Origin of the sequence: Streptomyces sp. NPDC048275, assembly GCF_040652275.1 — a bacterium.
Taxonomy (GTDB): Bacteria; Actinomycetota; Actinomycetes; order Streptomycetales; family Streptomycetaceae; genus Streptomyces.
In genome coordinates, this window is the sequence record NZ_JBEZLR010000068.1 from 19057 (window position 1) to 42678 (window position 23622).

Genomic DNA, 23622 nt, shown 5'->3' on the forward strand with positions numbered 1-23622 from the left:
CTACTCTCACGCCCGGCCTCCAGCCGGGCCTCTCAGGGCAAGTTCCGCCTCGGCCTCGGCGACGGTTTCAGAGGACCGCAGCACCTGATCGGCACCCGTCATCTGCAGGATCCGCCGCAGATGCTGCGGCACACAGGCCACCACAAACTCCACCTCGCGCTTGTCCGCCTGCAGCCGGCCTACCAGCAGCGCGTTCAGCCCGGCGGAGTCGCAAAACGTCACCCCCGACAGATCCAGCACGATGAACCGCTCCCCACGAGCGACCAACTCGTCGAAGCGCTCCTGGAAGTCCGGGCGGGTGGTGAAATCCATCTCGCCGCTGACCCGGGCGATCACACACGTGCCCGAGACCGTCACATCCACCACGGAAACACCAGCCACCACGTCTCCCAACCGCCTTGCCGGGAACCACCCGGACAGCCCTGCCGAGCCTAGCGACCAGCACCGGCATCACGCTGTTGCGGCCGTAATCGGGGTATCGACGAGGTAAGCCCAAAAGGTGACGCAGACTGCGCCTATTCCCGGTGAGGGCCGGTTTCTGAACCGACGAGCCAGTACATCCCCGCAGCTACCGCTGATGGTCTAGCGACTGTGAGATCGGGGGTCGTCGGGGTGGTGGGGGTAGAGGGGCTGGAGCCGGTCCCATTGCCGGCTCACGAGCTGCTCGGCTTCCCGCAGCACCTCGGCCCCGGCATCCAGCGTCTGGGGATGCCGCTCGGTTGCGCCGTTGAACCGGTCGACGGGCTGAGACGGGTCGGGGTCGGGCCGATGCGAGGGCAGGACCAGCGAGCGGATGCGATGGCTGAACCGCTCGTGCGGAGTTGCCCACCAGCGCGTCGCCAGAACGACGACTGTGACGACTGCCGCGGTCATGGCAAGCGGGGGATGCGCGGTCACCATGTGTCCTTCCTTTAAGGACGGCTCAACCGGCCCTCGACGTCCGCCCAGGTCGGGGTGCGGCGCACGTCGACGGGTCAGGTCAGCCGGGCCAGGTGCCGGTCAGCTGGCGGGTGGCGGTGGCGCCGCCGCGGTCGACGGCGGCTTTGACACCGGCGAAGATCGCTCCCTGCAGGACGGCCGCCGACAGGACCTCGCGCCAGGTGCGCTGCTCGTCGGTGGCGTCGGGGGCGTCCTCGTCGTGCCCGAGCTTCTTCCAGACCTGCTTGAACACCGCACCGGCCAGCACGCCGCTGATGGCGCCCATGGCCATGCCGACCGGCTTGTAGGCGATCTTCGCGGCTTTCATCGGTGCCTCCTGGAGCGGCGGATGAGCAGCAGCGCGATCAGTGCACCGGCCGCGGCGAGCAGCGGGGTGCGGTTGGCGCGTGCCGCCTGTATGCCCTGGCTGGCCTTCTCGCGCACCGGCTCGGGAGCCTTCTCCCGGGCGAGCTGCCCGGCATGAGCTGCCTTGTCGCGGACCTGGCCGGTGGCCGCGGCGGCCTTGGCGCGCACCGGCTCCGGGGTCCGCTCCTGCACCACGTGGGCGGCGTGCGTCGCCTTGTCCCGCAGCTGGGCCTGGACGTGGGTGGTCTTCTCGGCGACCTGCTGCTTGGCGGCCGTCGTCTTCTCGCGGGCGCGGGTCTTGACGTCGGTCTTGGCCGCGAGCGCCTCGACGGTCTCGCCGAGCTCCTCGCGATCCGCCTCGACCTGCTCACGCAGTTCCTCCGGGGTGGGTGTGGCCTCATCGCCGGTGTTCGGCTTGTCCTGGGTCATCGCTGCGCCTTCTCCTTGATCTCGGCTACATCGGCCTTGACGCTGTCCACGGTCTGCTCCGGCGTCGGCGGGGACGCCTTGCTGGTCTGCTGCTTGCCCAGAGCCGCCATCAGCGCGGTGACGGCGGCCAGCACGGCGGTGACGATCAGCGCCGCCACCCACACATCCATAACGAGCGAGAGCGCGGCGATCACGGTGACCACCAGTGCCTGCAGAGTGAGCACACCCACCAGCCCGGCGCCGCCGAACAGGCCGCCGCCCTTGCCGAACCGCTTGCCCTTCTGGGTCATCTCCGCCTGCGCCAGGCGCATCTCGTCGCGGACCAGCTGCGACAGCTGCTGCGAGGCACGCTGAACCAGGTCGCCGACCGGTTCCTGCGCTCCGCCGCTCGGGCGGGGGGAGCCTTCTGCTGTCATGGGTGCTCACCTGTCCTTCGTCGGCGTTTTGCGGCAGGCCCTGCGAGGTGCGGTGTCCGTTCGTGCTCGCCAGGGGTCTGGGCTGCCCGTGGGTGGCGACCAATCGGCGATCTCCTTCCACCGTCTGATCGCGGGTCCGAGTACCCCGGCAGCGACACATCACCGCTCGTCAGAGCACACGTCGCCACAGCAGCCGCGGTGCGGCCCGTACCAGGGCGGCCGCAGCCAGCCCGAGGGCGCCGCCAGCGGCCACGTCCAAGGGGGTAGTGCGCACCGCTGTGCACCCGTTCCGCGGCCACGGTCACCGCCGACAACCCGCAAGCGGCACCGGCGGCCGGCCACACCGGCGCCACGGCACCGGCGAAAGCAAAGGCGGCAGCCGTGTGCCCGGAGGGAAAGGAGGAGCTGTCCGGGCGATCCTGAAGTTCTTCTGCAGGCACCCACTCCTGTGGCGGGCGGCGGCGCCGGTACAGCTTCTTGGCGACCGCGTTGGACAGCACCTGCGCCGTTGCCATGGACGTCACCCCGGCTGCGGCCGCCGTGCGGCCGCGCCACCCGCCGGCGGCGGCCATCACCCCGGCTGCCGCCCACCACAGCTTGGTGTGCTCGGCCGCCTCCTGAACCGCGGGCGCGACCCGCCGCACCCAGGGCGGCCCCGACGCGATCGACCGCCGGGCCAGCCGGCGGTCCCCGGCGCGCAGATCTGCCATCACTCTCATGACCAGCGACTTCCCGTCCCGGGCTGCCCCACACCGGTCCCGTGATCGAGTCGACGTCGCCAACGCGCAAGGCCCGAGAATGGGCCCTGTGACGGTGATCTCGCCGCTCAGGACTCAAGGCGGCGGCGGTCCTCCTCGAACCACTTGCGGGTGTCGCGCGGCTGGACGTACGGCTCCTCGCCGGCCGGATGGCCGCCCGCGACGGCGCGCTGCCGGTGCATCTCGGCGTCGAACTCCAGGCCGAGCAGGATCGCCAGGTTCGTGATCCACAGCCACACCAGGAAGACGATCACGCCGGCGAGCGCTCCGTAGGTCTTGTTGTAGGAGGCGAAGTTCGCCACGTACAACGCGAAGGCGGCGGAGGCGATCATCCAGATCACCAGGGCCAGGAAACTGCCCGGTGTGATCCAGCGGAAGCCGCGGACCTTCGCGTTCGGCGTCGCCCAGTACAGAATCGCGATCATGATCGTGACCAGGAGGACCAGCACCGGCCACTTCGCGATCGACCACACCGTCAAGAACGTGTCCCCGATGCCCAGCGCGGTGCCGACCTGACGGGCCAGGCCGCCGGTGAAGACGACGATCAGCGCACTGATCACCGCCATGATCATCAGCACCACCGTCACACCGAGGCGGACCGGTAGCACCTTCCACACCGGTCGGCCCTCGGGAACGTCGTAGACCGCGTTCGCGCTGCGGATGAACGCGGCGACGTAGCCGGAGGCCGACCAGATGGCGAGGGCCAGACCGACGATCGCCATGATCGAGCCGATTCCGGCGTTGCCCTGCATCTGCTTGACCGCGTTGCTGAGGACATCGCGCGCCGCACCCGGGGCGAGTTTTTGGATGTTGTCCAGCACCTGCTGCGTCGCCGACTGGCCGACGATACCGAGCAGGGAGATCAGCGCCAGCAGGGCCGGGAACAGCGCCAGGATCCCGTAGTAGGTGAGCGCCGCGGCCCGGTCGGTCAGCTCATCCTTCTTGAACTCCTTCAGGGTGCCTTTCAGCACCCTCCCCCACGAGCCCTTGGGCAAGTCCGTCGGAGTGTCCGGCGCCTGCTCCTCCACCTGCTCATCCGGTCCGGCACCCGTCCCCCGCCCGGCCCCGACCTCCTGGTCGGCCGCGGTATGCCCGCCGTGCCTTCCATGCCGTTTCAGTGTCCGTACCATCCCATGCGGGTATCCAAGCGAGCGCATCCCATACCAGCATCCACGAATGAAATGCTGGCATTTATGTGTTTTGCGGATCTTTATGGCTAATCGGACAGGGAGGCCAGTGGAGAGGGGATGACGATGATCATCCGAGAGCAGATCCCGACCGTACTGGACCATCCCGTCTACGACACCGACGGCAACAAGATCGGCGACGCCAAGCACGTGTCCTCGACGACGTCACCAGGCGGCCGGAATGGGTCAGCGTCAAGACCGGCCTGTTCGGCACCAGCGAGTCGTTCGTACCGATCTCCGACGCCAGCCTGGTCGAAGACCACCTGGAAGTCCCGTTCCCCAAGGAGAAGGTCAAGGACGCCCCCAACGTGGACGTCGACGCCGGCGGACACCTGTCCGAGGATGAGGAACACCGCCTGTACGAGTACTACGGCATCGACTGGGACGCCGCCTGGCAACAGGCCACCCAGCTTGGCACCGGCGGCGAGACCGGCACCACGGATGATGCGATGACCCGCTCCGAGGAGCAGCTGCATGTCGGCACCGAGCGCCAGGAGGTCGGCCGGGCCCGCCTGCGTAAGTACGTCGTCGCCGAAGAGGTCCAAAAGACCGTCCCGGTACGCCATGAAGAAGTCCGCGTCGAACGCGAACCGGTCGCCGACGCCAACCGCGACGACGCCACCGCCGGCCCGGACATCAGCGAAGCCGAGCACGAAGTGACCCTGCACGCCGAACGCCCCGTCGTGGAGACCACGGCCGAGCCGGTCGAGCGGGTGATCCTCCGGCCGCACCGGGATCTGTTTCGACAACGCCATGGCCGAATCATTCTTCGGCGCCCTGAAGAACGAGCGTGTATCAAGGGCGACTTACCTGACCCGCGAGGCTGCCCGGCAGGACATCACTCGCTACATCGAATTCTGGTACAATCGCAAACGCCTCCACTCGGCGGTGGGTTACCGCCCTCCACGCGAAGTCCACGCCGAGTACGAGAAGTTGCGAATCGTCGCGTGAATAGACGGTCAGATGCCTGTCCGGAAAACGCGAGGCCCCTCAGCCGCCACCGTTGGACCGTGGAGCGGACGGTGGCGTGGCTGGCCGGGTGCCGTCGCCTGCACCGTCGCTACGAACGCAAGGCCGACCACTTCCTGGCCTTCGCCGGGATCGCGGGCCCTTCCGGCAGCTCCCATCGACACACTGCTCGGTGGGAGCCGACCGGCTCTGACCGCGTCCGGGTTTCCGGACCCCGGTCGGTCGGGCCAAGGATCTACGGGAGCGCATCGTGCGCCACGAGCACAGCGTGAGCCGCAATGTCGGCTGATCAGCTGCGGGGCGCTGCGCGGGCGGATCTCCCGCCCGCGCAGTCCGCAGACCTGGCCCATGACCGGGCGGCTTCCCCAGGCCCCGAGCGCCGGGCGGAGCAGAAGCAGCCGAAAGGAGTCGGCGGCGGAGGTGTGCCACGTCCTGTGCCGCGAGGGGTCAGGCTATCGAGCTCACCCGAGCGCTGCACGTGTCCTCGACGATGGTCTGGCTGGGCACATCAACCTCACACACCCTGAAGCTTACGATGTTTGGGGTTCCGTCATCCGTGTCAGGGAAGCTCTTGTTGAGGTTGGTCCATCCGGCGGCGGAGCCACCGGCCCAGTAGGCCACGCCTTCGCGGTCTTGGCCGGCGAACAGTTTCCACTCCATCGCCACCGGCTCACCGTTCGTCTTCGAGTCCTTCAGCCAGAGCCACTCGCCGTAGGGCTGGAAGCACGCCCTCCCGATCCGCATGTCGGACGTGCAGACCACTTCAGAAGGCGGATCCCCCGCCACGTCGTTGGTGCTCTGCCAGCCGTCGGCCGCAGAGGCGGGCCCTGCCGTAAGGGCCAGCCCGGCCATCACCGCAGCTCCGGCGACGAGCGGGCGTAATACGCGCTTCCTCATCCGTGACTGTCCGCTCAAGGTGTTCATACTCTCTCCCTCTTCGTTCGCCTGGATGGTGTGTACTCACCCCGTTGGGGGCGGTGTTCAGCACTTCGGATACTGTTTGGGTGCCCCTAGCGAGCTGGTGAGAAAGAGCCTGCCGCCAGTTCATTCCGGTCGCCATGCCATTCATCTGTAGCCAAAAGGGTCAGGCGCACGAAAAAATCGGGCTCATGTTGCGCATACATTTCACCGAGGCTGACCTACGTCAGATCACCGTCGCGCCTGTGCCCAACGCACTGTTGGAAACGGCGCTCAGCGTGCGCTACTTACGCACCCAACCGACTGGCTTAGTCCGGTCGCGCCCCGGCCTGAGACAGTGGCAGCAGGCGATCGCGCACAGCGTGGCCCCACGGGCAGGGATCCTCCGGGGCCTGGACCCCCCAGAGGGCGGCATCTTCGACTTCTTTGTTCAGCCCACCACCCCCGACCTGCACGGCGGTGTCGACCGGGCGGTGCGGACGCCGGATCAGGAACTGGCGGACGAAATCGCCGTCCTGCCCCATCACGTCCGCGACCGCCCCCAACTGCGGGAGCTCGCCGACGGCACCACCAAGGGCCGGCAGATCCTCGCGCATGACACCCTGCGCTACTTCGGCTCCACCCTCGCGCCCCTGTGGCCGCAGATGCAGGCCACCGCTGTCGCCGACCGGGCGTTGCGGGCCGAGACACTGCTGCGCGGCGGCATCGATGCCATGCTGGCCACCCTCGTTCCCGGCTGGCGCTGGGAGTCGCCGACGTGGCACATCCCCTCACCGTGCGCCCTGACCGAGATCCATCTAAACGGCCGGGGCCTGATGCTCATACCGTCGTACTTCGTCCAAGGCCCGATGTACGGGTCTCGCTCCGGCGAGCCCTTGACACTGATGCATCCGCTGCACGCCGGCGAACAGCCCACCACTGCCACCGACACCCTGGGACCGCTGCTGGGACGGACCCGCGCCGCCGTCCTCGCCGCCCTCCGAAACCCGGCCACAACCACCGAGACAGCCGACCGCATCGGCATCTCACTACCCTCAGCCAGCCAGCACACCACCGTCCTGCGCAACGCCGGCCTCATCACCACCACTCGCACCGGCATCGCAGTCCAGCACACCCTCACCCCTCTGGGAGCAGCCCTCCTCCAAAACGACACCACCGCCAGATGAGGTTCGCGAACGACCTTCCAAGGGACGGGCCGGAGGTAGGGCTGAAGTTCCCCCCGGGGCCTGGACAGCGGGTGTTTACGCTGCGGGGGTGAGGTCCTGCCTGAGCAAGGTTCTCGTTTCGAGCGGGGTGACGTACCCGTACTCGGGATGCCTGCGGAGTCGGCTGCGGTTGTACTCGATCTCGATGTAGCGGAGGACGTCGGCCCGGGCAGCCTGGCGGGTCTCCCAGACGGTGGTACCGATCTCCGCTTTGAGGACGGCGAACCAGCTTTCCGCAGCAGCGTTATCGTAACAAGAGCCGACACGTCCCATCGACTGCCTCATGCGCAACTGACGTATCTCGGCTCGGAATTCGTCACTTGTGTATTCACCAGGTTCAACCAGTGGATGCAACACCGGCTCATGTGATCGATAGTAGATGGTCGTTGAGGGCTTCGGCGGGTGTCTTCCAGCCGAGGCTCTTGCGAGGGCGACTGTTGAGGGTGGCAGCGACCGCCTGGATATCCTCCGCCGCCCACCGGGTGGCCAGCGCGGCGACCGCGAGGCACACGAGGCCGCCCTCGCCGACGCCGCCGACCATGTCCTGCGCCGCGCCCGGCCCACCACTGCGGCACAGCCAGCACCGCCCAGGACGACGCCGGGCACGCACACCGCAAAGGCAGCCCCCCAGGCGGCAGGCGGCCAACCAGCGGTGAGCCGCTACGAGGCCGAGCCTGAGGACAGCCTCGACGCACTGGAAGCCCGAGCCCAGGCTGAGGCCCGTGACGACGCCGGCGCCGACGAGCCCGGCGCGCACCCGCTGCCGGTGACCGGCGCACTCACGCTGTACGACGCCGACCAGGAGGCCGAACTGTGGTGACCCGTACCGATCCCCCCGCCCCCGGTGACGGGGAGGCAGCCGCGGGGACGGTGACGACGTTCGACGCCTTCGCCCGCTTCGCCCACGCCACGCCCCCGACGCCACCAAAGCCGGGCCAGGCACCACGGCCGTTGGAAGAACGCCTCGCCTACCACTCGCAGTTCGTCACCGTGCGCACCCCGGCCATCGAGACCCTGGCACGCCAGGTCCGCACGCTGATGATCCTCGGCCGGCATCAGCGCGTCACCGCACGTCCGTCCCTGATCGTCACCGGGCCGGCCACCACCGGCAAGACCACCGCGCTGCTGCAGGTCGGCCGGACCTGCCACCTCGCCCACACCCGCCGCGCCGCCCCAGGCGACGACAGTGTGCCCGTCGCGTATGTGCTGGTGCCGCCCGGCGCCACCGCCAAGACCCTGGCCGGGGAGTTCGCCCGCTACCTCGGCATCCCCACAACCGCCCGCATGACCACCGCGCAGATCACCACGGCTGTCTGCCACACCTACACCGCGGCCGGGGTCAAGCTCGTGCTGATCGACGAGATCCACCGCCTCAACCCCCGCACATCCACCGGCGCGGAAGCCGCCGACTGGCTCAAAGACCTCACCGAACGCGTACCCGCGACGTTCGTCTACGCCGGCATCGACGTCACCGCCAGCGCCGTATTCACCGGAGTACGCGGAGCGCAACTCGCCGGACGAGCATCCCTGATCGACTGCGGGGCGCTGCCCGCCCGAGCCGGATCGCGCGAACCGTTCCGGGAACTGATCGCCGCCCTCGAGCAGGCCCTCGACCTGCATGCCCACCGGGCAGGCAGCCTGCCGAAGCTGGCCCCCTACCTGCACGAGCGGACCGCCGGACGGATCGGCAGCCTCTCCCGTCTGATCCGCCAAGCCGCCATCGAAGCCATCCTCGACAGCAGCGAACGCATCACCAAGACACTTTTGGACGGCATCGCGCTCGACCACCTCGCCGAAGAGCACTACTACCGGCCCCGCAACCCCGCCCGCCGCCGCACCCGCCCCAGCGGCCGGTGACCTCCCCGGCCGCAACCAGGCCATCGCCCCCGGTGCGGGCCGCCATCATGTGGCCATCCGTGCCCGGCCCGCTGTGCGTACGGCCGCTGCCCGGCGAGGCCACCGCCTCCTACCTCACCCGCCTCGCCGCCGCCTACCGCCTCACCCCCGCCCATCTCCTCGACGGTCTCTGCATCACCGTCACCGGCACCGAGAACGCCCCGCCCGCCGCCGAGATCCGCCTCAGCGCCGAAGCCGCCCGCCGCCTGTCCGGCTTCACACGCATCCCCATCACGCACCTCGCCCGTGCCCTGCCCCACCTGCGCCCGCCCGCGCCCTCGTCGGCCAACACCGGTGCGCACGGCACGGCCACCGCCAGCTGGCACGCCCTCGAGACCGCCCTGCAACCACTGCCGGCGTGTACCGCCTGCACCATCCGCCGCAGCCCGCACGCGGCAGCCTCCGCGTGGATCCACCCGTCGCCGGGCCTGCCCCGGATCATGATCTGCACACGCCACCAGCAGGCCTCCAGCGACCCCCGGCATCCCGCGCCCCTCGGCATCCGAGCTGTCCCCGAACTCACCCAAGCCCACCTGAGCGCGCGCCGCCCAGCGACACCGACCTCCATGAGCTGGGCATCGACGATCACGACACGCTGGTACGACCACCAACAGCACGTACACGAACGCTGGCACACACGCCTGCACCGGCTCACCACCGCCAACCCCCGCATGCCGTCAGGACCGGCCTCTCCCGCCCTGACCTGCCGCGAGCTGATCACCTATCCCGAGACCCTCACCCTCGCCGCGGCCCTCGACCGTCTGCCCGCGCACCCCCTGACCCGCACACAGCAGACCGCCTTCCTCCACCAACTCGCCGGCCGCCTCCAACTGCCCCGCCTCGCACCCGCCGACCACGACCTGCTCTGGCAACGCCTGCACACCCGCTGAACCACCCACATGCCCCTGCTGCCCCGACCTCAGCGCATCGGCCGACAAGTCCCCGTACCTATAGACGCGCCAGCCACTCTGCGCAAAAACCGCTGCCCCACCCAGCACACTGCGCAACACCAAACACCCAGCTCAGCCCACGTATCGTCCAGCGCCGGACACTTGGCTTCGCGTAGACCTCCCCCACGAAACGAACACACCGCTCAATACACCTGAGCAACACCAGGCCAAAACCAAGATCAATAAGCAGACGCGTCAGCTACGCCACAAGTGCGCCCGGCTGCCTCAATTGTTCAGTGATGCTACATAGGGAGTCAGTTTGGCTGGGTTTACTACCCACATGATGCGTTCGATGCCTCGCTCCGACACATCGGCGGTCACAAGAGCCACTGGGTTGCCATGGGTTGTGACCAGAGCGGCCGGCCTGCCGTTGGCCTCGACCCAGCGGATGTCTGTCTCGGGCCAGAAACGCGGGGAGTATGCAACAAGGGTCTTGGAGACGTGCGTTCGGCCGACGATCGGGATCTTGGAGGCTCCGCGTATGCCCGCACCGTCGGCGTAGCTGACCACGTCGGTCGCGAGAAGCTCCTCGAGCGCCGCCAGATTGCCGCTATGCGCCGCCGTGACGAACGCCTTCAGCAGACGCCGGTGAGCGGTGGAGCTGACCGGCTCCCTGCGTTCCGCCGACAGATACTTCCGGGCGCGGCTGACCAACTGGCGCGTATTGACTTCGCTCGTCTCCAGGATCTCTGCGATCTGTTTGTACGGATAGCCAAAGGCTTCTCTCAGCACGTAAGCGGCCCGTTCCACTGGGTTCAGCTTCTCCAGAAGGAAGAGAACTGCCATGTCGAGCGCCTCTGCTCGTTCCGCCCCCAACTGCGGATCTGCGCTGGTGTCGATCGGCTCCGGAAGCCAGGGCCCGATGTACGACTCGCGCCGCATCCTGGCGGACTTGGCGCAGTTGATCGCCAGGCGGGTGGTGATCGTAGCCAGGAACGCCACCGGTTCCTGGACGTCGGTATGGTCGATGGTCTGCCACCGCAGCCACACGTCCTGGACGATGTCCTCGGCCTCCACGGCACTGCCGAGCACGCGGTAGGCGATGCCGAAGAGCCGGGGACGCGCTGCCACGAAATCCCTCGTTGCCTGCTCAAGGGAGTCTGCGTCTTCACCGGCGCGCATGAGGGGCCTCCAGCTCTTGATCACCATGCTATTGGCCGTCACAGTGGGGCGCGCGCCGAGACGGGCGGGTGTCCCGCTCCCCACAAGCGGTTTCCCCCGTAGACGGCGGGGACGCCCTCGCCTACCGGGAACGTACGAGCACCGTGCCCACAGCCCGACGCTGAGCGCAACGAAGCAGTTGCTGTCAGTTAAGTTCGCGGAGTTGTCACAAAACGGAGATCTAGTTTGCCTTTCAATCGAACAGGGCGAAAACGGACCTCTCGCTCCCCCGGCCACACAAGGACAGCATCCCGATGACGATAGACAGTATCCAGAACGTAACAGCCGGTAACGAATTCGACGGGCTCGACATATCTGATACGGCAGTCGCGCTGTTCGACGAACTGGGGACGGTCGTCGGATGGACGCAGGCCGCCGAGCGGCTCGTCGGTTACGGTGCCGGAGACGTCGTGGGCCGGTCCGCCGCCCTGGTGGTGCCGTCCTTCGGGACAGCAGTGACGACCACCGCCTTCGTCGAGCGCTGCATCGCCGAGAACGGCTGGCCGGGCGCGACGGCGGTGCGCCACCGCGACGGTCACATGGTCGACGTCAGCATGCGGATCACGGTGCTGCGAGGCCAGGACGGGACAAGGCGCTGGCTCGCCTCGCTGACCGATGGCGGCGCACTGTCCGGGGACGTGCTGAGCGGATTGGCGCGGGGCCCGCTCCTCGCCCGGACGCCCATCGGAGTCGTCATCCGGGACCCGCAGCTGCGGTGCACTTTCGCGAACGACGTCATGGTGCAGCACGACGGCATCCCCGCCGACCGACGGCTCGGACGGCGACTCACCGAAGCGGCGCGCGACGCCAAGACCGAAGCCATCGAGGCGTTGATGCGGCAGGTCCTCCAGGGCGGCGCCACCAAGGTGCACGAGTACCGGGCGTGGCTGCCCACCGCCCAGGGCCGGCACCCGTTCGCGGCCGCCTATCACTGCCTGCAGGGCGCCGACGGCGAAACGATGGGGGTATGCGTGATCAGCGCTGACGTCACCGAGAACCGGCGGATGCGCGAGCGCCTCGCCACCATCTCCGAAGGCAGTGCACGACTGGGCAAGACCCTGGATGTGATGCAGGCCAGCCAGGGCCTGGCCGACCTCGCCGTGCCCCTGCTGGCCGACTACGCGGCCGTCGACCTGGAGCAGTCCGTTCAGTTCGGCGAGGGGCCGGCCGTCCACGTCGGCACCACAGCCGAGCGTGCGCCTGTCCTGCGACGAGCGGGTCAAGCCTCGATCCACCCGGGGATCCCGGAATCCCCGTGGATGCGCGGCGAGTCGGTCCCCATGTCGTCCACCTCACCGTTCGCCACCGTCCTGCGCACCGGCAGGCCCTACCTGGAGCAGCACCTCGACCGCCCATGGGTCGAAGCGCGGCCGGCACTGGCCCGGCGGTTCCACGAGAACGGCATGCACTCGCTGATGGTCGTGCCCGTCCGCGTACGGCGCGCTCTGCTGGGCGTGGTGATGTTCGTCCGTACCGAGAATCCGGAACCGTTCCAGGAGACCGACCTGCTCCTCGCCGAAGCACTCGTCAATCGCGCCGCGCAGTCGCTGGACAACGCGCGCCAGTACGCCCGCGAGCACGCCGCCGCCCTCGTGCTCCAACGCAGCCTGCTCCCTCGCCGGCTGAAGGGCGGTACAGCGGTCGAGACGGCGTCGCGCTACCTGCCGGCCGACATGGACCACGGTGTAGGGGGCGACTGGTTCGACGTGATCCCGCTGTCCGGCGCCCGGGTGGCCTTCGTCGTCGGCGACGTGGTCGGACACGGCCTGCACGCCGCCGCCACCATGGGAACGCTACGCACCGCCGTACACACGCTCGCCGACATGGACCTGCCCCCCGACGAACTGCTGACCCAGCTCGACAACACGGTCCAACGACTGGCCGAGGAGGACTGCGACGCCTCGGACCAGGCCCCCGGGGCCGTGGGCGCCACCTGCCTGTACGCCGTCTACGACCCGGCCACCCGCGTGTGCACCATGGCCCGGGCCGGACACCTCCCGCCCGCGATCGTCGACCCCCAGGGCCGGGTCACCTTCCCCGACCTTCCCGGCGGATCCCCCTTGGGCATCGGGCTGGGAGACCCCTTCGAGGCCGTGGAACTGGAACTGCCTGAAGGCAGCCTCCTCGCCCTGTACACCGACGGCCTGATCGAGACCCGCGGCGGTGACATCGAGGACGGAATGCACCGGCTGGGCACCGCCCTCGCGCAACCGGGCCGGTCCCTGGAAGAACTCTGCACCCGCGCGACGGCAACCATCTCCGGGCAGGCGTCGTACGACGACGTCACCCTGCTCCTCGTCAGGACCCGAGCCCTGAGCCCGGCCCAGGTCGCCGCCTGGACACTTCCCGGCGACCAGACCGCCGTCCGCGACGCCCGCGACCTGGCGGCCCGTCAGCTGACCGCCTGGGGCCTGAATGCTCTCGAAGACTCCATGAAGCTGATCGTCAGCGAACTGGTCACCAACGCCGTCCGCCACAGCACCGGCCCGATCCGCCTGTGCCTGAAGCAGCACGGGGTCCTGACGTGCGAAGTGTCCGACGCCGACACCTGCGCCCCGCGCCCGCGCCGCGCACGCACCACGGACGAGAACGGCCGTGGCCTCTTCCTCGTCGCCCAGATGTCACGCCGATGGGGGTCCCGATCGGTCTCCGGCGGCAAAGTCGTCTGGGCCGAACAAGACATACCCGCTGCATCCGGCCCCCGGTCATCGTCACGTTCGCCGCAGCCCAGTGGCGCATAGGGAAACGATGATGAACAGCCATACCGCGCCTCATGAACCCGCCCACCGGCGGCAGAGCGATAACTCAAGCCGGCGGAGGGCAACGAGGCGGGCAAACCCCCGAGCGCGCGCCACAACCGTGCCACATCAGCAGACGGACTCGGTTACGGGGCGGCCGAGGAGCAGCGCGGCCGGGGGTACTCCGCGGAAGCGGCGGGGGTGTCTATCGTTGTCCGTCTGCTCGCTCGCGCACCGGAGCCGATGACTCGCACCGCGGTCCTCGCGTCCCGGGGCGTCGTACTGGACGGCCGAGATCTCCACCTTCGGGTGGTGCGGGCGGGCGTGGCCGGCAGCGGCCGCAGGCAGCGCCGCCACCGAGACCGAGCGGCCGGCCGCGAGCGCGGCAGCGGCGAGACGACGGGCGGTGGCAGAAGCGGACACGCAGGATGAGTGCGTTACCGACGCGAACGGCCACTGCACCCTCGGGTTCACCTCGTTCACCTGGGAAAACGGGGTATGGGCCCGGGGATGTGGGGGCGTCGGTCATGTGATCGAGAGTAGTCCGCGCCCCTGACAATCCCCGATCTCAGCCGGGGCGTACAGCTCACGTAGGGCCGGGCTTCAGAGACCTTCTGTGCGGGCTGGCGACGTGAGCACAACTGCTCTGCTGGTGACGGTCTGGAGTGTCTGGCCCCGGATCAGCCCGCGTAAGCAAGGACGTGCGCTTGCCCGGGAGTCGGTCGGCGCGGACGCTGCCCGGGAGACGCCGCGGTCGACGAGCGCCTGTTCGACCGTGGTGGCGTAAGGCCAGTGCGGCGTGGTGTGGGCCGGGCCCGGCAGTCCGGGCGGCTGGAGCAGCATGGGCCTGGCGTCCACGGCGGGATCGAGTGGGGTCAGGAGACGCGCAGGAGTGTGGTGGCGGGGCGGATGGCGCCGGGCCCGAATTTGGCGCGGATGCGGTCGCTGACCTCTTCGGCTACCAGGCGGGCTTCGCGGGCCTGGTCGAGGCTGATCTGCTCGGCGACACGGTCGGCGGCGACCAGGTCCTCGCCCCTGAGGATGAGTCCGGTGAGGCGGCCGCGCTGCAGTCCTGCCGCGTCGATGAGCCGGTACGCCAGGGTGCGCAGGTCGTCGTCGTGCGCGGAGGCCTCCGGCAGGCGACGGGTCTTCTCCCAGGACGTGCCTCCGGCGAACCGCAGGGTCAGGCCACGGGCCGCCTGGCCCCGGCGGCGCAGCTGGAGGGCGAGGGTGACGACCATGTCGAGCAGCGTCGCGCGGACTTCGGCGCCGTCCAGGGTGTGCCGGGTGAAGGTGCGGCTCACGCTCGCGGAGGTGGGCAGGGTGCGTGGGGTGACGGGGCGGGGGTCGATGCCGCGGGCGCGGTCGGCGGCCAGGCGTCCGGCCCGGCCGCCCAGGAGACGCTGCACGGTGGCCGGCGGGATCGCGGCGAGCAGGCCGACGCAGTGCACGCCGAAGTTCCGCAGCTCCTGGGCCTGGCGGGGGCCGATGCCATGGAGGGCTTCGACGGGCAGCGGCCCGAGCCAGTCGGCCACCTGGTCGGGGTCGACGGCGAGGACACCGCCCGGCTCGGTGATCTGGCCGGAGGCGGTGGCCGCGACCGTGATGGACGGGCCGATCCCGACCCGCACGTCGACACCCAGCCGGGAGATGGTCCGCACCCGCAGCACCTCCCCCAACCGGCGGGCACTCGCGCCGTGGTAACGCAGCGCGCCCTTCAGCTCCACCAGGGCCGCGGTCGGGGGCAGGGCCTGGACGACCGGGGACAGCGCGGCGAGCTGCTCGAGGACCTGCCGGTAGACGTCCTCCGGCAGCCGGTCGGGGCAGCGCACATGCACCACACACGACACCTTCCGTGTCTGAGCTCCCGCCGTCATGACATCCACCTCCTCCACCCCACATTATCGAACTGGGATTCGAACACGCGAGACGGCGAACCCGGCGCCGATGGATCTAGAATCGGAAGTATGTTCGATGACCTGCCGCCTGACCTGGCGCGTTTGCACACTCTGCGCGTGTGGCACGCCATGTGGCTGCAGCGCATCGACACCAAGATCGCCGCCCTCCGGGAGCGGGAAGCCGAGCAGGAACAAGGCCGCAGCAACCGGCCGCAGCAACCTGACTGGATTGTCGAACTCGGCATCGGCAACGGACGGCCGCCCAGCGAGGTGCACGTCGGCGGCTGCTACGCCGCGGGCAAACGACGCCGCCCCGTCAGCCGCGACGAAGCACGCCACCTTCTTGCTGCAGGCGTGCGCGCCTGCACGCACTGCAAGCCCAACACCCAGCTCTGCATCCTCGACTGACCGTCCGGTGGCAGCGAAGCAAGGCGCCAGCGCAGTGAGCTAGCCCCGGCTAGGACTCCAGCTTGACGACGTTCTCTGCCTGGGGACCCTTAGGGCGTGCAGATCTTTAACCCGTGGCTTCCCGCTCGGTGGGTCGTTGCTCTGGTATGGGTGGGCGGGAAGTACAACGGGCCGTGCTGGCGGCGAAGTTCGGGGCGGTTCTGCCGCACCTCGACGAGCGGCAGCGTCGTCTGTTGATAGGAGCGGAGGCCCGGTCACTCGGCCACGGAGGAATCAGGGCGGTCGCCCGGGCCGCCGGTGTCCGTGAGGCCACTGTGTCGCTCGGGGCGCGGGAACTCGATTCCGGCGAGGCTCCGTTGGGACGGGTCCGCAGGGCCGGCGGTGGCCGCAAACGCGTCGTCGACCTGAACCCGGCCCTTCGGGCCGCGCTCCTCGCTCTGGTCGAACCCGACGTCCGCGGGGACCCTATGTCGCCGCTGCGCTGGACCACCAAATCCACCCGCAGGCTCGCCGAGGAACTGACCCGCCAGGGCCACCGGATCTCCGCAGACACGGTGGGCGACCTCCTGCGCGAGGAGGGCTTCAGCCTGCAGAGCAACGCCAAGACCCTGGAAGGCAAGCAACACCCCGACCGGGACGCACAGTTCCACTACCTCAACGAACAGGCCCGCAACCACCAGGACGGCGGCGCTCCGGTGATCAGTGTGGACACGAAGAAGAAGGAGCTGGTCGGCCCCTTCAAGAACAACGGCCGTGAATGGGCGCCGAGAGGCGAGCCGGTGCGGGTCGACACCCACGACTTCCCCGACCGCGAGCTGGGCAGAGCGGTGCCCTACGGCATCTACGACATCGCCGCGAACATCGGCTGGGTCAACGTGGGCACCGACCACGACACCGCCGCGTTCGCCGTCGAATCCATCCGCCGCTGGTGGAACGGCGCCGGGCGGGCCGCCTATCCGACGGCCGGCCGGCTACTGATCACCGCCGACGCTGGCGGCTCCAACGGCTACCGCACCCGCACCTGGAAGACCGAACTCGCCCAGTTCGCAGCCGAGTCCGGCCTGACGATCACCGTCTGCCACCTGCCTCCCGGAACGTCGAAGTGGAACCGGATCGAGCACCGGCTGTTCTCCCACATCACCATGAACTGGCGCGGCAGGCCCCTGACCAGCCACGAAGTCATCGTCGAGAGCATTGCCGCGATCACCACCAAGACCGGCCTGACGGTGCATGCCGCACTCGACACCGACCAGTACCCCACCGGCATTCAGGTCAGCGACGACGAGATCGCCGCCCTGCCGATCACACGGCACCGCTTCCACGGCGACTGGAACTACACCCTCCACCCCCAGCAGCCCACAGCGGCGACGCCGATCTACAGCACGCCGGACCAGGCGCCGGCGAACACATCACATCGGCTCGCGCCACCTTCGCTGCAGGACCCGGAACTGACCGGTATGACCCGCCAACAGCTCAGCGCACTCATCGACACGCTGACTCCCGCGCTGGAGGTTCAACGCGAGCACGTGCTCCGCACGCGTCGCGGTCACGAGCGCCTGGTGGCCCCCGGCACGGGCGCCAAGGCCAAACTCGCCCCAGCCGACCGGATCCTGGTCACCGTGCTCCACCTGCGCAAGCTCGCCACCATGGACCTCCTCGGCCAACTCTTCGGCGTCACCGCCATGACCATCAGCCGCGCGCGCCAGGAAGTCAGCCCGCTCCTGGAAGCGCACGGCCACCACATCAACACCTCCACCGCTCGCTTCCGCACGCCATCCGATGTCGCGAGGTTCCTCGCTTCCAAGCCCACCTAAAGCAAGATCAAGAAAGCATGTTGATGATCTGCACGCCCTTAGGACCCTGGGTGACGTCGTATTCGACCAGGTCCTCCTCGTACAGCTCCTTGAAGCCGGTGGTCTGGATGGCGGAGAAATGGACGAACACGTCCGGTCCCCCATCGTCCTGCGCAATGAAGCCGAAGCCCTTGTCCGCGTTGAACCACTTGACTTTGCCTGTCGCCATGCCGCTCTCCTTCAAAGGTGCCGGACGCCGTCGACACGGCCCCGACTCGGCCCGGAGCACCGTACGTCCGGGGGCCATCACTACGCGCCCCGTCTCCCAGCCCCCTTCGCCGGAGACTTCTTCGTCGTCTTCTTCACGGTCTTCCCCGCCGCCGTTTTCCCGGCAGCCGTCTTCTTCGCGGCCGCCCTCGTCTTCGCCTTCGCCATCTCGTGGACCTCGGCATCGCCGCCGTCCTCGCCCCGCGCGGCCTGCGCCTTGCGGACGCTCTCCTGCAGCGCGGCCATCAGGTCGACCACCTGCCCGCCCTGCTCCTCCCCCTCGGTGCTCGGCTTCGGCGGCGTCTTGCCTTCGGCCTTCGCCTCGATCACCGCTTCCAAAGCCTGGCGGTACTCATCCCGGTAGCCGGAGATGTCGTCCGTCGTCATCGAGTCGACCAGCTGCAGGGCCTCGTCGATCTCCAAGTCCGTGACCGTGACGTCCTTCGGCGCGAGCTCGGACGGGTCGCGCACCTCGTCGTCCCACTTGAGCACGTGCGCCACCAGCGCCCCCTCCCGCACCCGCAGCAGCACCAGACGCTCACGCCCATGCCACGCCAGCTTCGCGACGGCCACCTTCGTGTTGCGGGCCAGCGCCCGCGCGATCAGCACGTACGGCTTCGCCGCGGCCGGACCGTCGTACTGCATGAGGTAGCTGTCGCCACTCAGCCGCACCGGGTCGATCGACTCCGCCGGGACGAACGCCACGATCTCGATCGCCTTCGCGGTCGGCAACGGCATCTGCTCCAGCTCCGCGTCCGTGACCGCCACCAGCGTGTCCTGGGAGACCTCGAACCCCTTGCCGATCTCTCCCGCGGACACCTCGCGGTCCTCCGCCTCGCAGAATTTGCGCACCCGCACCCGGCCCAGATCTTCCGTATGCACCTGATGGAACCGGACCGAGCGGTCCTCGGTAGCGCTCATCAGCTTCACCGGAATGGTCACCAGACCAAAAGAAATGGCGCCGCTCCACAGCGGTCGGGGCATCACAGACCTCCACGACAACCCCGAGCCCCACCAGCCTATGAGCCCCCAGGGCGACCCGCTCCCCGACGACGCCGACGCGCACCACCGGCGCCACCGCCGCAGGCTGGACGGGTGGACTGGCCCGTCTCCGTCGCCCTCGCCCAGTCCGTACCGGCACTCCCCACCGGCACGGAATGGAGCTACGAGGTGAAACTGGACGGCCACAGAATGATCATGTGGCGGACCGGCGACGGGGTCCGGCTGCAGGCCCGCTCCGGACGCGACGTCACCGCCGCATGGGCAGACCTCGCCCTCGCCGGCCTCCACCTGCCAGCCGGGGCCGTACTGGACGGCGAGGCCGTCATCACCACCGAGGACGGCCGGATCAGCTTCGAGGCCGCACAGGCCCGAGCCGCCTCCTCCCCCGCCCGCGCCCGCCGACTGGCCGCCCAGCGACCCGCGCACTACATCGCCTTCGACGCCCTGCAACTGCCACCGCCGAACGGGGACATACGAGCGCACCCGTACACCGAACGCCGCGCGAACCTCCTCAACCTCCTGCACGACCTGCCCGCTGACACCCCCATCCAGGCCGTCTCCGCCACCACCGACCGCGACACCGCACTCACCTGGTACAACACCCTCCACAACCGGGGCGTCGAAGGGCTGGTCGCCAAACGCGCCACCTCCCCGCCCCGGCGGCGGCCGGGAGCGGGCCACGGCCTGCTGGAGGTCGGCGAGGACGCGGTGACGCTGTCCGCTGCCGGGAGCACGTTCGAGTTCGCCCCGGCAGCATCGCCCGGCTACGGGCGCGAGAGCTCGAACTCGCCGATCGTTGATCGGCCCCATGCACGGCACTACGCCCCCGCGCCCGCAAAGGTTCTGCGATCCCGCCGTCTTCACCCGACCGAGTGGCAGCCCGGTGTCCGGCTGCGCTGCTACCTGGACGTGCGCCAGGAGCTCAGCTCACAGCGCCGGACAAGCGCGCCCGGCGAGGTGTCGTAGTGCGCTGATCTGCCGTGGTCGGGGTGATGGTCGGCGGTGCCCAGTCCGTGGTTGGGCTCATGGTCGGGCCGGTGGTCGGGTGCGCACGCGCCACTCGGTTTGCGGACGGACGGGCCGGGTGGAAGGCATGGGGCTGTGACGTGGACGCTGCCGGAACCGATTACGGAGCGACACGCCGGAGGCGTTGCGCATCGCCATCGGACACCCCTCTCGGTGCTCGGAGGCGACCATCAGGGACTGAACGGCAAAGCGCCGGTCACCGGATGCGCCGTGCGGGCAGCCCTTCCTCGTCGCTCTCCTCCAGCGGAGGCCGGCGGTGGCTCGGGCGTTGCTTGGCTGCGGCGATCGTGAGGCCGGCGCCAATGAGAGCCGCGCCCACGAGGTGGAAACCGTGGATGTGCTCGCCGAGGAAGAAGAAGGCAAGGACAGCGCCGAAGACCGGCATCAGATGCAGGAACTGCCCGGCTCGGGCTGCGCCGAGCAACTCGGCGCCCCGGTTGTAGCAGAAGTAGCACAGCAGGGAGGGGATCAGGGCGACGTACACCACTGCGGCGAGGGAGCCGCCTGTCAGCGGCAGGGAACTCCCGGAGGCTGCTTCGGCGGCGGCCAAGGGCGCCAGCATGAGGGTACCCAGGCCGAACGTGGCGGTCAGCAGGCTCAGCGGGTGCACCGGCGGACGCCGGCGTAGCAGTGTGGTGTACAGGGCGTAACTGATCACGGCCAGGAGGATCCATCCGTGGCCTCCGCCCAACGCGAGCGCGCCGGTGTCGAAGGGGCTGCCTTCGGTGACTACCACCCACACACCGGCCAGGGACAGCGTGAGTCCGAGCAGCTGGAAAATCTGGGGACGCTCGCGGAAGAGGGCGAAGACGAACGCCAGGATGAGCACAGGCATGATCGACTGCATGAGCAGTGCGCTGATCGCCGTGGTGGTTTGGAGCCCCTCGTAGATCAGCGTGTTGTAGGCGGCCACACCGGTGGCCGCCAGCAGCAGCACCGTTCCCTTGTGGTGTACCAGCACCGGCAGGTCGCGGCGGAGCCGGGGTATCGCGAAGGGGAGCAGTACGACGGTGGCGGTGAGCCAGCGGAAGAGCGCCAGACCCACTGGTGGGACGGTGTTGTGGATCAGCCGTCCGACCACGAAGTTGCCCGACCAACCTGCCGCGGCTAAGCACAGCAGCAGAACCGGAGACCGGTAGATCGAGGAGAACGCCGAACGGACTCTCCGCATTGCCGCCCCTTTCTCGCAAGTGCGTTACTGCTGATCCCCTGCGGTGTCTTCCGGGCGCCGACGAGGATCCGTTGCGAGCGCTGCCACGCTGTCCCAGACGCCAATGTTGCGAACGACGGCGACAGCCCGATCCGAAGGAGGATGCGGGAAGCGGCGCTCGGCCATGAAGCCCTTTTGCCTGATGCGGCACTAGCGAAGGCTCATCGTCAGGACCACGCTCAGCCTGCTTCCGGACGCTGCGCGAGAAAAACGAACTCCCGGCCCGGCCGGTCAGGAGCTTCACGCACATCGTCGACCACATACCCCTGCGCGAACAGGTCCGACTCGACCTCGTTGCGCTCACGGAAACGCAACGTCGAATCCGACGTCAGCACTTGCCCGTCCGCAGCGAAGACGTAGGTCCACCGGAACGTCACCAGCGGCCAACTTACGTCGGTCACCTCGACCCAGCTCTCGACCGCGCCAACACCCGGAATCTCCGTCACGCGGTACGAATCCTCCCGGTTCCACTCATGCCAGGCACGCCTGGCCGGATCCCGAGTCTCGAACACAAGGCGCCCGTCTGGCCGCAGTGATTCGTATGCCCTCCGCAGAGTCTCCTGCCAGATCTTCGGGTCCACGATGGCCTGAGCGACGTTCGCAGTCATGGTCGCCAGATCGACCTGCAGCAGTGGGAGTGCCGACGCGTCACCGCAGATCCACCGCACCCGTTCACTGCCCGGCTTGCCCTCGGCTACTTCAATCGACGCCTCGGCGGGGTCGACCCCGACAACCTCGATCCCGCGATCAGCCAAGAGAAGGGCGAACATTCCTGTCCCGCAGCCGATGTCCAGCACTCGGCGTGCCCCGAACTCTTCCGCCATGCGGACGTACGCGTTGAGATCGCTGCGATCAGGGTCGAGCGGGTCATAGATCGCGGCGAGCCGTGGATGCCCGAAGCACTCGTCAGCCATGGAGTTGAAGGTATGCGGCACCAGCTTCGCTCCTCCACTCGTTTCGCTGCCGCCCAGCGGTATCAAGCCGATTTGCGTTGAAGGCTGCGCCCCCTCGATGCTTCCGCATCTCCAGCTGGGGAATACCGCATCCTTTCAATACCGCCACTTCACCAGTGGGTGCGCGAGACGCAGGAGGCGATCGTCGGCGCGGTCACCGGCCCTTTGACGGCACCTCGGAACCTGCTGCTCGGGCGCTACGACACGGCCTGGCGACTGCGGTACACCAGCCGCACCACCACGCTGCCGCACGCGGCCGGCCGCGCTCTCGCCGGGCTGCTGACCCCGGCCGCAAGCGAGCACCCGTGGACGGGCTGGACGTTCTCCGCCGGGTGGGGCACGCGGGAGACCTTGACTGTCACCCTCGTGCGACCCGAGCTGGTGGCGGAAGTCGGCGCCGACGTCGCCCGGGACAGTGCCGGGCGCTGGCGGCACCCGGCCCGCTGGTACCGCGCCCGGCCCGACCTCTCCCCCCGCCGACGTCCCCCGTCTGACGTCGTCGCCCCGCTGACGGCAGCGCGGCGCGGAGGCCACGGCCGACGCGCAACCTTGGTGAGCGCGCCCCGATCCCTGGCTGCGTCCGCGCCGCCCATCCCGCCCTCCCACTCCTCAACTCCAGCCAGGGACATGGGCAAAAGCGGCCGCAACGGGGATGTCAGCACCCGACCACACCCGCACGCTGGTGCTGACCTCGGCAAACTCCAGGACGCCGTGAAGACTCGCGCAACATATACCGCAACACCCAGCGCAACATCCGCCGCAACGCCCTGGCGCAACGTCTGGCGCAACAGATGTGTGTGACGAGGATTCTTGGTTGGCACAAAAGAGGGATGGTTGACACCGGTCAGACGTTCGATCCGCGAGAGAGCGGAACCTGAGGTTTGCTGGAGAGGAGCGGCTGACCGATTGCTCCAGTGCTGCAGATCCGCGGCGTGCATGCCTGGTTCGTCCGCGCCGGCGGTGATCGCGTCGATGCCGATCTCCATGGGTTCTGTTGGTCGCCGGCCTGGGTCGGCGCGGCAGCGCAGCGTTCTAGTAACTCCCTTGCCGGGGCCCAGGGTTACGGCGCGACGTACGTGCGTGGGAGTCGTGAAGAGTTCCCGCATGGTTCTGGGGATTCGGTCACGGGAACGGAAAGATCCGGGGGGCTTTCT

Annotated in this window: 24 protein-coding genes and 5 pseudogenes; 12 read left to right on the plus strand and 17 right to left on the minus strand. The window is 68.8% G+C overall.

Features of this window, described 5'->3' with window-relative positions; all coding sequences use genetic code 11:
* Positions 1-6: 6 nt before the first annotated feature.
* From AB0D57_RS31895 to AB0D57_RS31925, 7 genes and pseudogenes are all read right to left on the minus strand, one after another.
* Positions 7-381 (minus strand): STAS domain-containing protein, encoded by a 375-nt coding sequence (locus AB0D57_RS31895; protein WP_362080854.1) that lies wholly within the window; start codon positions 379-381, stop codon positions 7-9.
* A 201-nt stretch (positions 382-582) separates the two neighbouring features.
* Positions 583-900 carry a hypothetical protein gene (locus AB0D57_RS31900; protein ID WP_362080857.1) on the minus strand — a complete coding sequence of 106 codons (318 nt, stop codon included), beginning with the start codon at positions 898-900 and terminating at the stop codon, positions 583-585.
* Positions 901-979: 79 nt separating this feature from the next.
* On the minus strand, positions 980-1246 hold the full coding sequence (locus AB0D57_RS31905; protein ID WP_362080860.1) for a DUF4235 domain-containing protein: 267 nt from the start codon (positions 1244-1246) through the stop codon (positions 980-982).
* Positions 1243-1713 carry a DUF3618 domain-containing protein gene (locus AB0D57_RS31910; protein WP_362080863.1) on the minus strand — a complete coding sequence of 157 codons (471 nt, stop codon included), beginning with the start codon at positions 1711-1713 and terminating at the stop codon, positions 1243-1245. The genes AB0D57_RS31905 and AB0D57_RS31910 overlap by 4 nt, the downstream gene beginning before the upstream one ends.
* A complete protein-coding gene (locus tag AB0D57_RS31915) occupies positions 1710-2129 on the minus strand; it encodes a phage holin family protein (protein WP_362080866.1) in 420 nt (139 codons plus the stop codon). The genes AB0D57_RS31910 and AB0D57_RS31915 overlap by 4 nt, the downstream gene beginning before the upstream one ends.
* Positions 2130-2449: 320 nt before the next feature.
* Positions 2450-2848 (minus strand): annotated as a pseudogene (locus tag AB0D57_RS31920) (phosphatase PAP2 family protein); the annotation flags it as partial.
* A 107-nt stretch (positions 2849-2955) separates the two neighbouring features.
* Positions 2956-4017 (minus strand): YihY/virulence factor BrkB family protein, encoded by a 1062-nt coding sequence (locus AB0D57_RS31925; RefSeq protein WP_362080869.1) that lies wholly within the window; start codon positions 4015-4017, stop codon positions 2956-2958.
* Between the two features lie 123 nt (positions 4018-4140).
* Between AB0D57_RS31925 and AB0D57_RS31930 the strand changes: the two are divergent.
* The 3 pseudogenes from AB0D57_RS31930 to AB0D57_RS31940 all read left to right on the plus strand — a co-directional run.
* Positions 4141-4790 (plus strand): annotated as a pseudogene (locus AB0D57_RS31930) (PRC and DUF2382 domain-containing protein); the annotation flags it as partial.
* Position 4791: 1 nt separating this feature from the next.
* A pseudogene (locus AB0D57_RS31935) lies at positions 4792-5025 on the plus strand (integrase core domain-containing protein); the annotation flags it as partial.
* A 23-nt stretch (positions 5026-5048) separates the two neighbouring features.
* Positions 5049-5165: pseudogene (locus AB0D57_RS31940) on the plus strand (transposase); the annotation flags it as partial.
* 325 nt (positions 5166-5490) lie between these two features.
* Here AB0D57_RS31940 and AB0D57_RS31945 read toward each other — a convergent pair.
* Positions 5491-5967, minus strand: coding sequence for a hypothetical protein (locus tag AB0D57_RS31945; protein ID WP_362080872.1), 477 nt, complete (start codon positions 5965-5967; stop codon positions 5491-5493).
* A 356-nt stretch (positions 5968-6323) separates the two neighbouring features.
* Here AB0D57_RS31945 and AB0D57_RS31950 point away from each other — a divergent pair, with 356 nt between their 5' ends.
* Positions 6324-7127: a winged helix-turn-helix domain-containing protein gene (locus AB0D57_RS31950; RefSeq protein WP_362080875.1), complete on the plus strand. Its 804-nt coding sequence runs from the start codon at positions 6324-6326 to the stop codon at positions 7125-7127.
* 75 nt (positions 7128-7202) lie between these two features.
* On the opposite strand, the gene AB0D57_RS31955 is transcribed toward AB0D57_RS31950, so the two are convergent.
* Positions 7203-7451, minus strand: a complete 249-nt coding sequence (locus AB0D57_RS31955) for an integrase core domain-containing protein (RefSeq protein ID WP_362080878.1) — start codon at positions 7449-7451, stop codon at positions 7203-7205.
* A gap of 76 nt (positions 7452-7527) precedes the next feature.
* Positions 7528-7776: a hypothetical protein gene (locus AB0D57_RS31960; protein WP_362080958.1), complete on the minus strand. Its 249-nt coding sequence runs from the start codon at positions 7774-7776 to the stop codon at positions 7528-7530.
* A gap of 42 nt (positions 7777-7818) precedes the next feature.
* On the opposite strand from AB0D57_RS31960, the gene AB0D57_RS31965 reads away from it, so the two are divergent.
* From AB0D57_RS31965 to AB0D57_RS31975, 3 genes are read left to right on the plus strand one after another with little or no spacing between them, the layout of a single operon-like run.
* Complete coding sequence (locus tag AB0D57_RS31965) at positions 7819-7986, plus strand: hypothetical protein (RefSeq protein ID WP_362080880.1); 168 nt, start codon at positions 7819-7821, stop codon at positions 7984-7986.
* Between the two features lie 50 nt (positions 7987-8036).
* Positions 8037-9023: a TniB family NTP-binding protein gene (locus AB0D57_RS31970; protein ID WP_362080943.1), complete on the plus strand. Its 987-nt coding sequence runs from the start codon at positions 8037-8039 to the stop codon at positions 9021-9023.
* A 59-nt stretch (positions 9024-9082) separates the two neighbouring features.
* Entirely contained in the window at positions 9083-9952 is an 870-nt protein-coding gene (locus AB0D57_RS31975; protein WP_362080883.1) for a TniQ family protein, read from the plus strand.
* Between the two features lie 285 nt (positions 9953-10237).
* On the opposite strand, the gene AB0D57_RS31980 is transcribed toward AB0D57_RS31975, so the two are convergent.
* Complete coding sequence (locus AB0D57_RS31980) at positions 10238-11134, minus strand: RNA polymerase sigma-70 factor (RefSeq protein WP_362080886.1); 897 nt, start codon at positions 11132-11134, stop codon at positions 10238-10240.
* 293 nt (positions 11135-11427) lie between these two features.
* Between AB0D57_RS31980 and AB0D57_RS31985 the strand changes: the two genes are divergently transcribed.
* Positions 11428-13914 (plus strand): SpoIIE family protein phosphatase, encoded by a 2487-nt coding sequence (locus AB0D57_RS31985; RefSeq protein ID WP_362080889.1) that lies wholly within the window; start codon positions 11428-11430, stop codon positions 13912-13914.
* Between the two features lie 252 nt (positions 13915-14166).
* Here AB0D57_RS31985 and AB0D57_RS31990 read toward each other — a convergent pair.
* Positions 14167-14334: pseudogene (locus AB0D57_RS31990) on the minus strand (lamin tail domain-containing protein); the annotation flags it as partial.
* Positions 14335-14786: 452 nt separating this feature from the next.
* Positions 14787-15788, minus strand: a complete 1002-nt coding sequence (locus AB0D57_RS31995; RefSeq protein WP_362080892.1) for a hypothetical protein — start codon at positions 15786-15788, stop codon at positions 14787-14789.
* 90 nt (positions 15789-15878) lie between these two features.
* Between AB0D57_RS31995 and AB0D57_RS32000 the strand changes: the two genes are divergently transcribed.
* Together AB0D57_RS32000 and AB0D57_RS32005 are read left to right on the plus strand one after the other, a co-directional pair.
* Positions 15879-16217: a DUF6233 domain-containing protein gene (locus AB0D57_RS32000; RefSeq protein ID WP_362080895.1), complete on the plus strand. Its 339-nt coding sequence runs from the start codon at positions 15879-15881 to the stop codon at positions 16215-16217.
* A 176-nt stretch (positions 16218-16393) separates the two neighbouring features.
* On the plus strand, positions 16394-18031 hold the full coding sequence (locus AB0D57_RS32005) for an ISAzo13 family transposase (RefSeq protein ID WP_362080946.1): 1638 nt from the start codon (positions 16394-16396) through the stop codon (positions 18029-18031).
* A gap of 7 nt (positions 18032-18038) precedes the next feature.
* On the opposite strand, the gene AB0D57_RS32010 is transcribed toward AB0D57_RS32005, so the two are convergent.
* Together AB0D57_RS32010 and AB0D57_RS32015 are read right to left on the minus strand one after the other, a co-directional pair.
* Positions 18039-18239, minus strand: a complete 201-nt coding sequence (locus tag AB0D57_RS32010) for a cold-shock protein (RefSeq protein WP_362080898.1) — start codon at positions 18237-18239, stop codon at positions 18039-18041.
* 80 nt (positions 18240-18319) lie between these two features.
* On the minus strand, positions 18320-19261 hold the full coding sequence (locus AB0D57_RS32015) for a Ku protein (protein WP_362080901.1): 942 nt from the start codon (positions 19259-19261) through the stop codon (positions 18320-18322).
* A 111-nt stretch (positions 19262-19372) separates the two neighbouring features.
* Here AB0D57_RS32015 and AB0D57_RS32020 point away from each other — a divergent pair, with 111 nt between their 5' ends.
* Complete coding sequence (locus AB0D57_RS32020; protein ID WP_362080904.1) at positions 19373-20245, plus strand: ATP-dependent DNA ligase; 873 nt, start codon at positions 19373-19375, stop codon at positions 20243-20245.
* A 256-nt stretch (positions 20246-20501) separates the two neighbouring features.
* Here the strand turns inward: AB0D57_RS32020 and AB0D57_RS32025 are convergent, their stop codons facing one another.
* Entirely contained in the window at positions 20502-21476 is a 975-nt protein-coding gene (locus AB0D57_RS32025) for a DMT family transporter (protein ID WP_362080907.1), read from the minus strand.
* Positions 21477-21694: 218 nt separating this feature from the next.
* Positions 21695-22429: a class I SAM-dependent methyltransferase gene (locus AB0D57_RS32030; RefSeq protein WP_362080910.1), complete on the minus strand. Its 735-nt coding sequence runs from the start codon at positions 22427-22429 to the stop codon at positions 21695-21697.
* Positions 22430-22588: 159 nt separating this feature from the next.
* Here AB0D57_RS32030 and AB0D57_RS32035 point away from each other — a divergent pair, with 159 nt between their 5' ends.
* The gene (locus tag AB0D57_RS32035) at positions 22589-23269 is read left to right on the plus strand and encodes a hypothetical protein (RefSeq protein WP_362080913.1); all 681 of its coding nucleotides are present in this window, start codon (positions 22589-22591) and stop codon (positions 23267-23269) included.
* Positions 23270-23622: the final 353 nt, after the last annotated feature.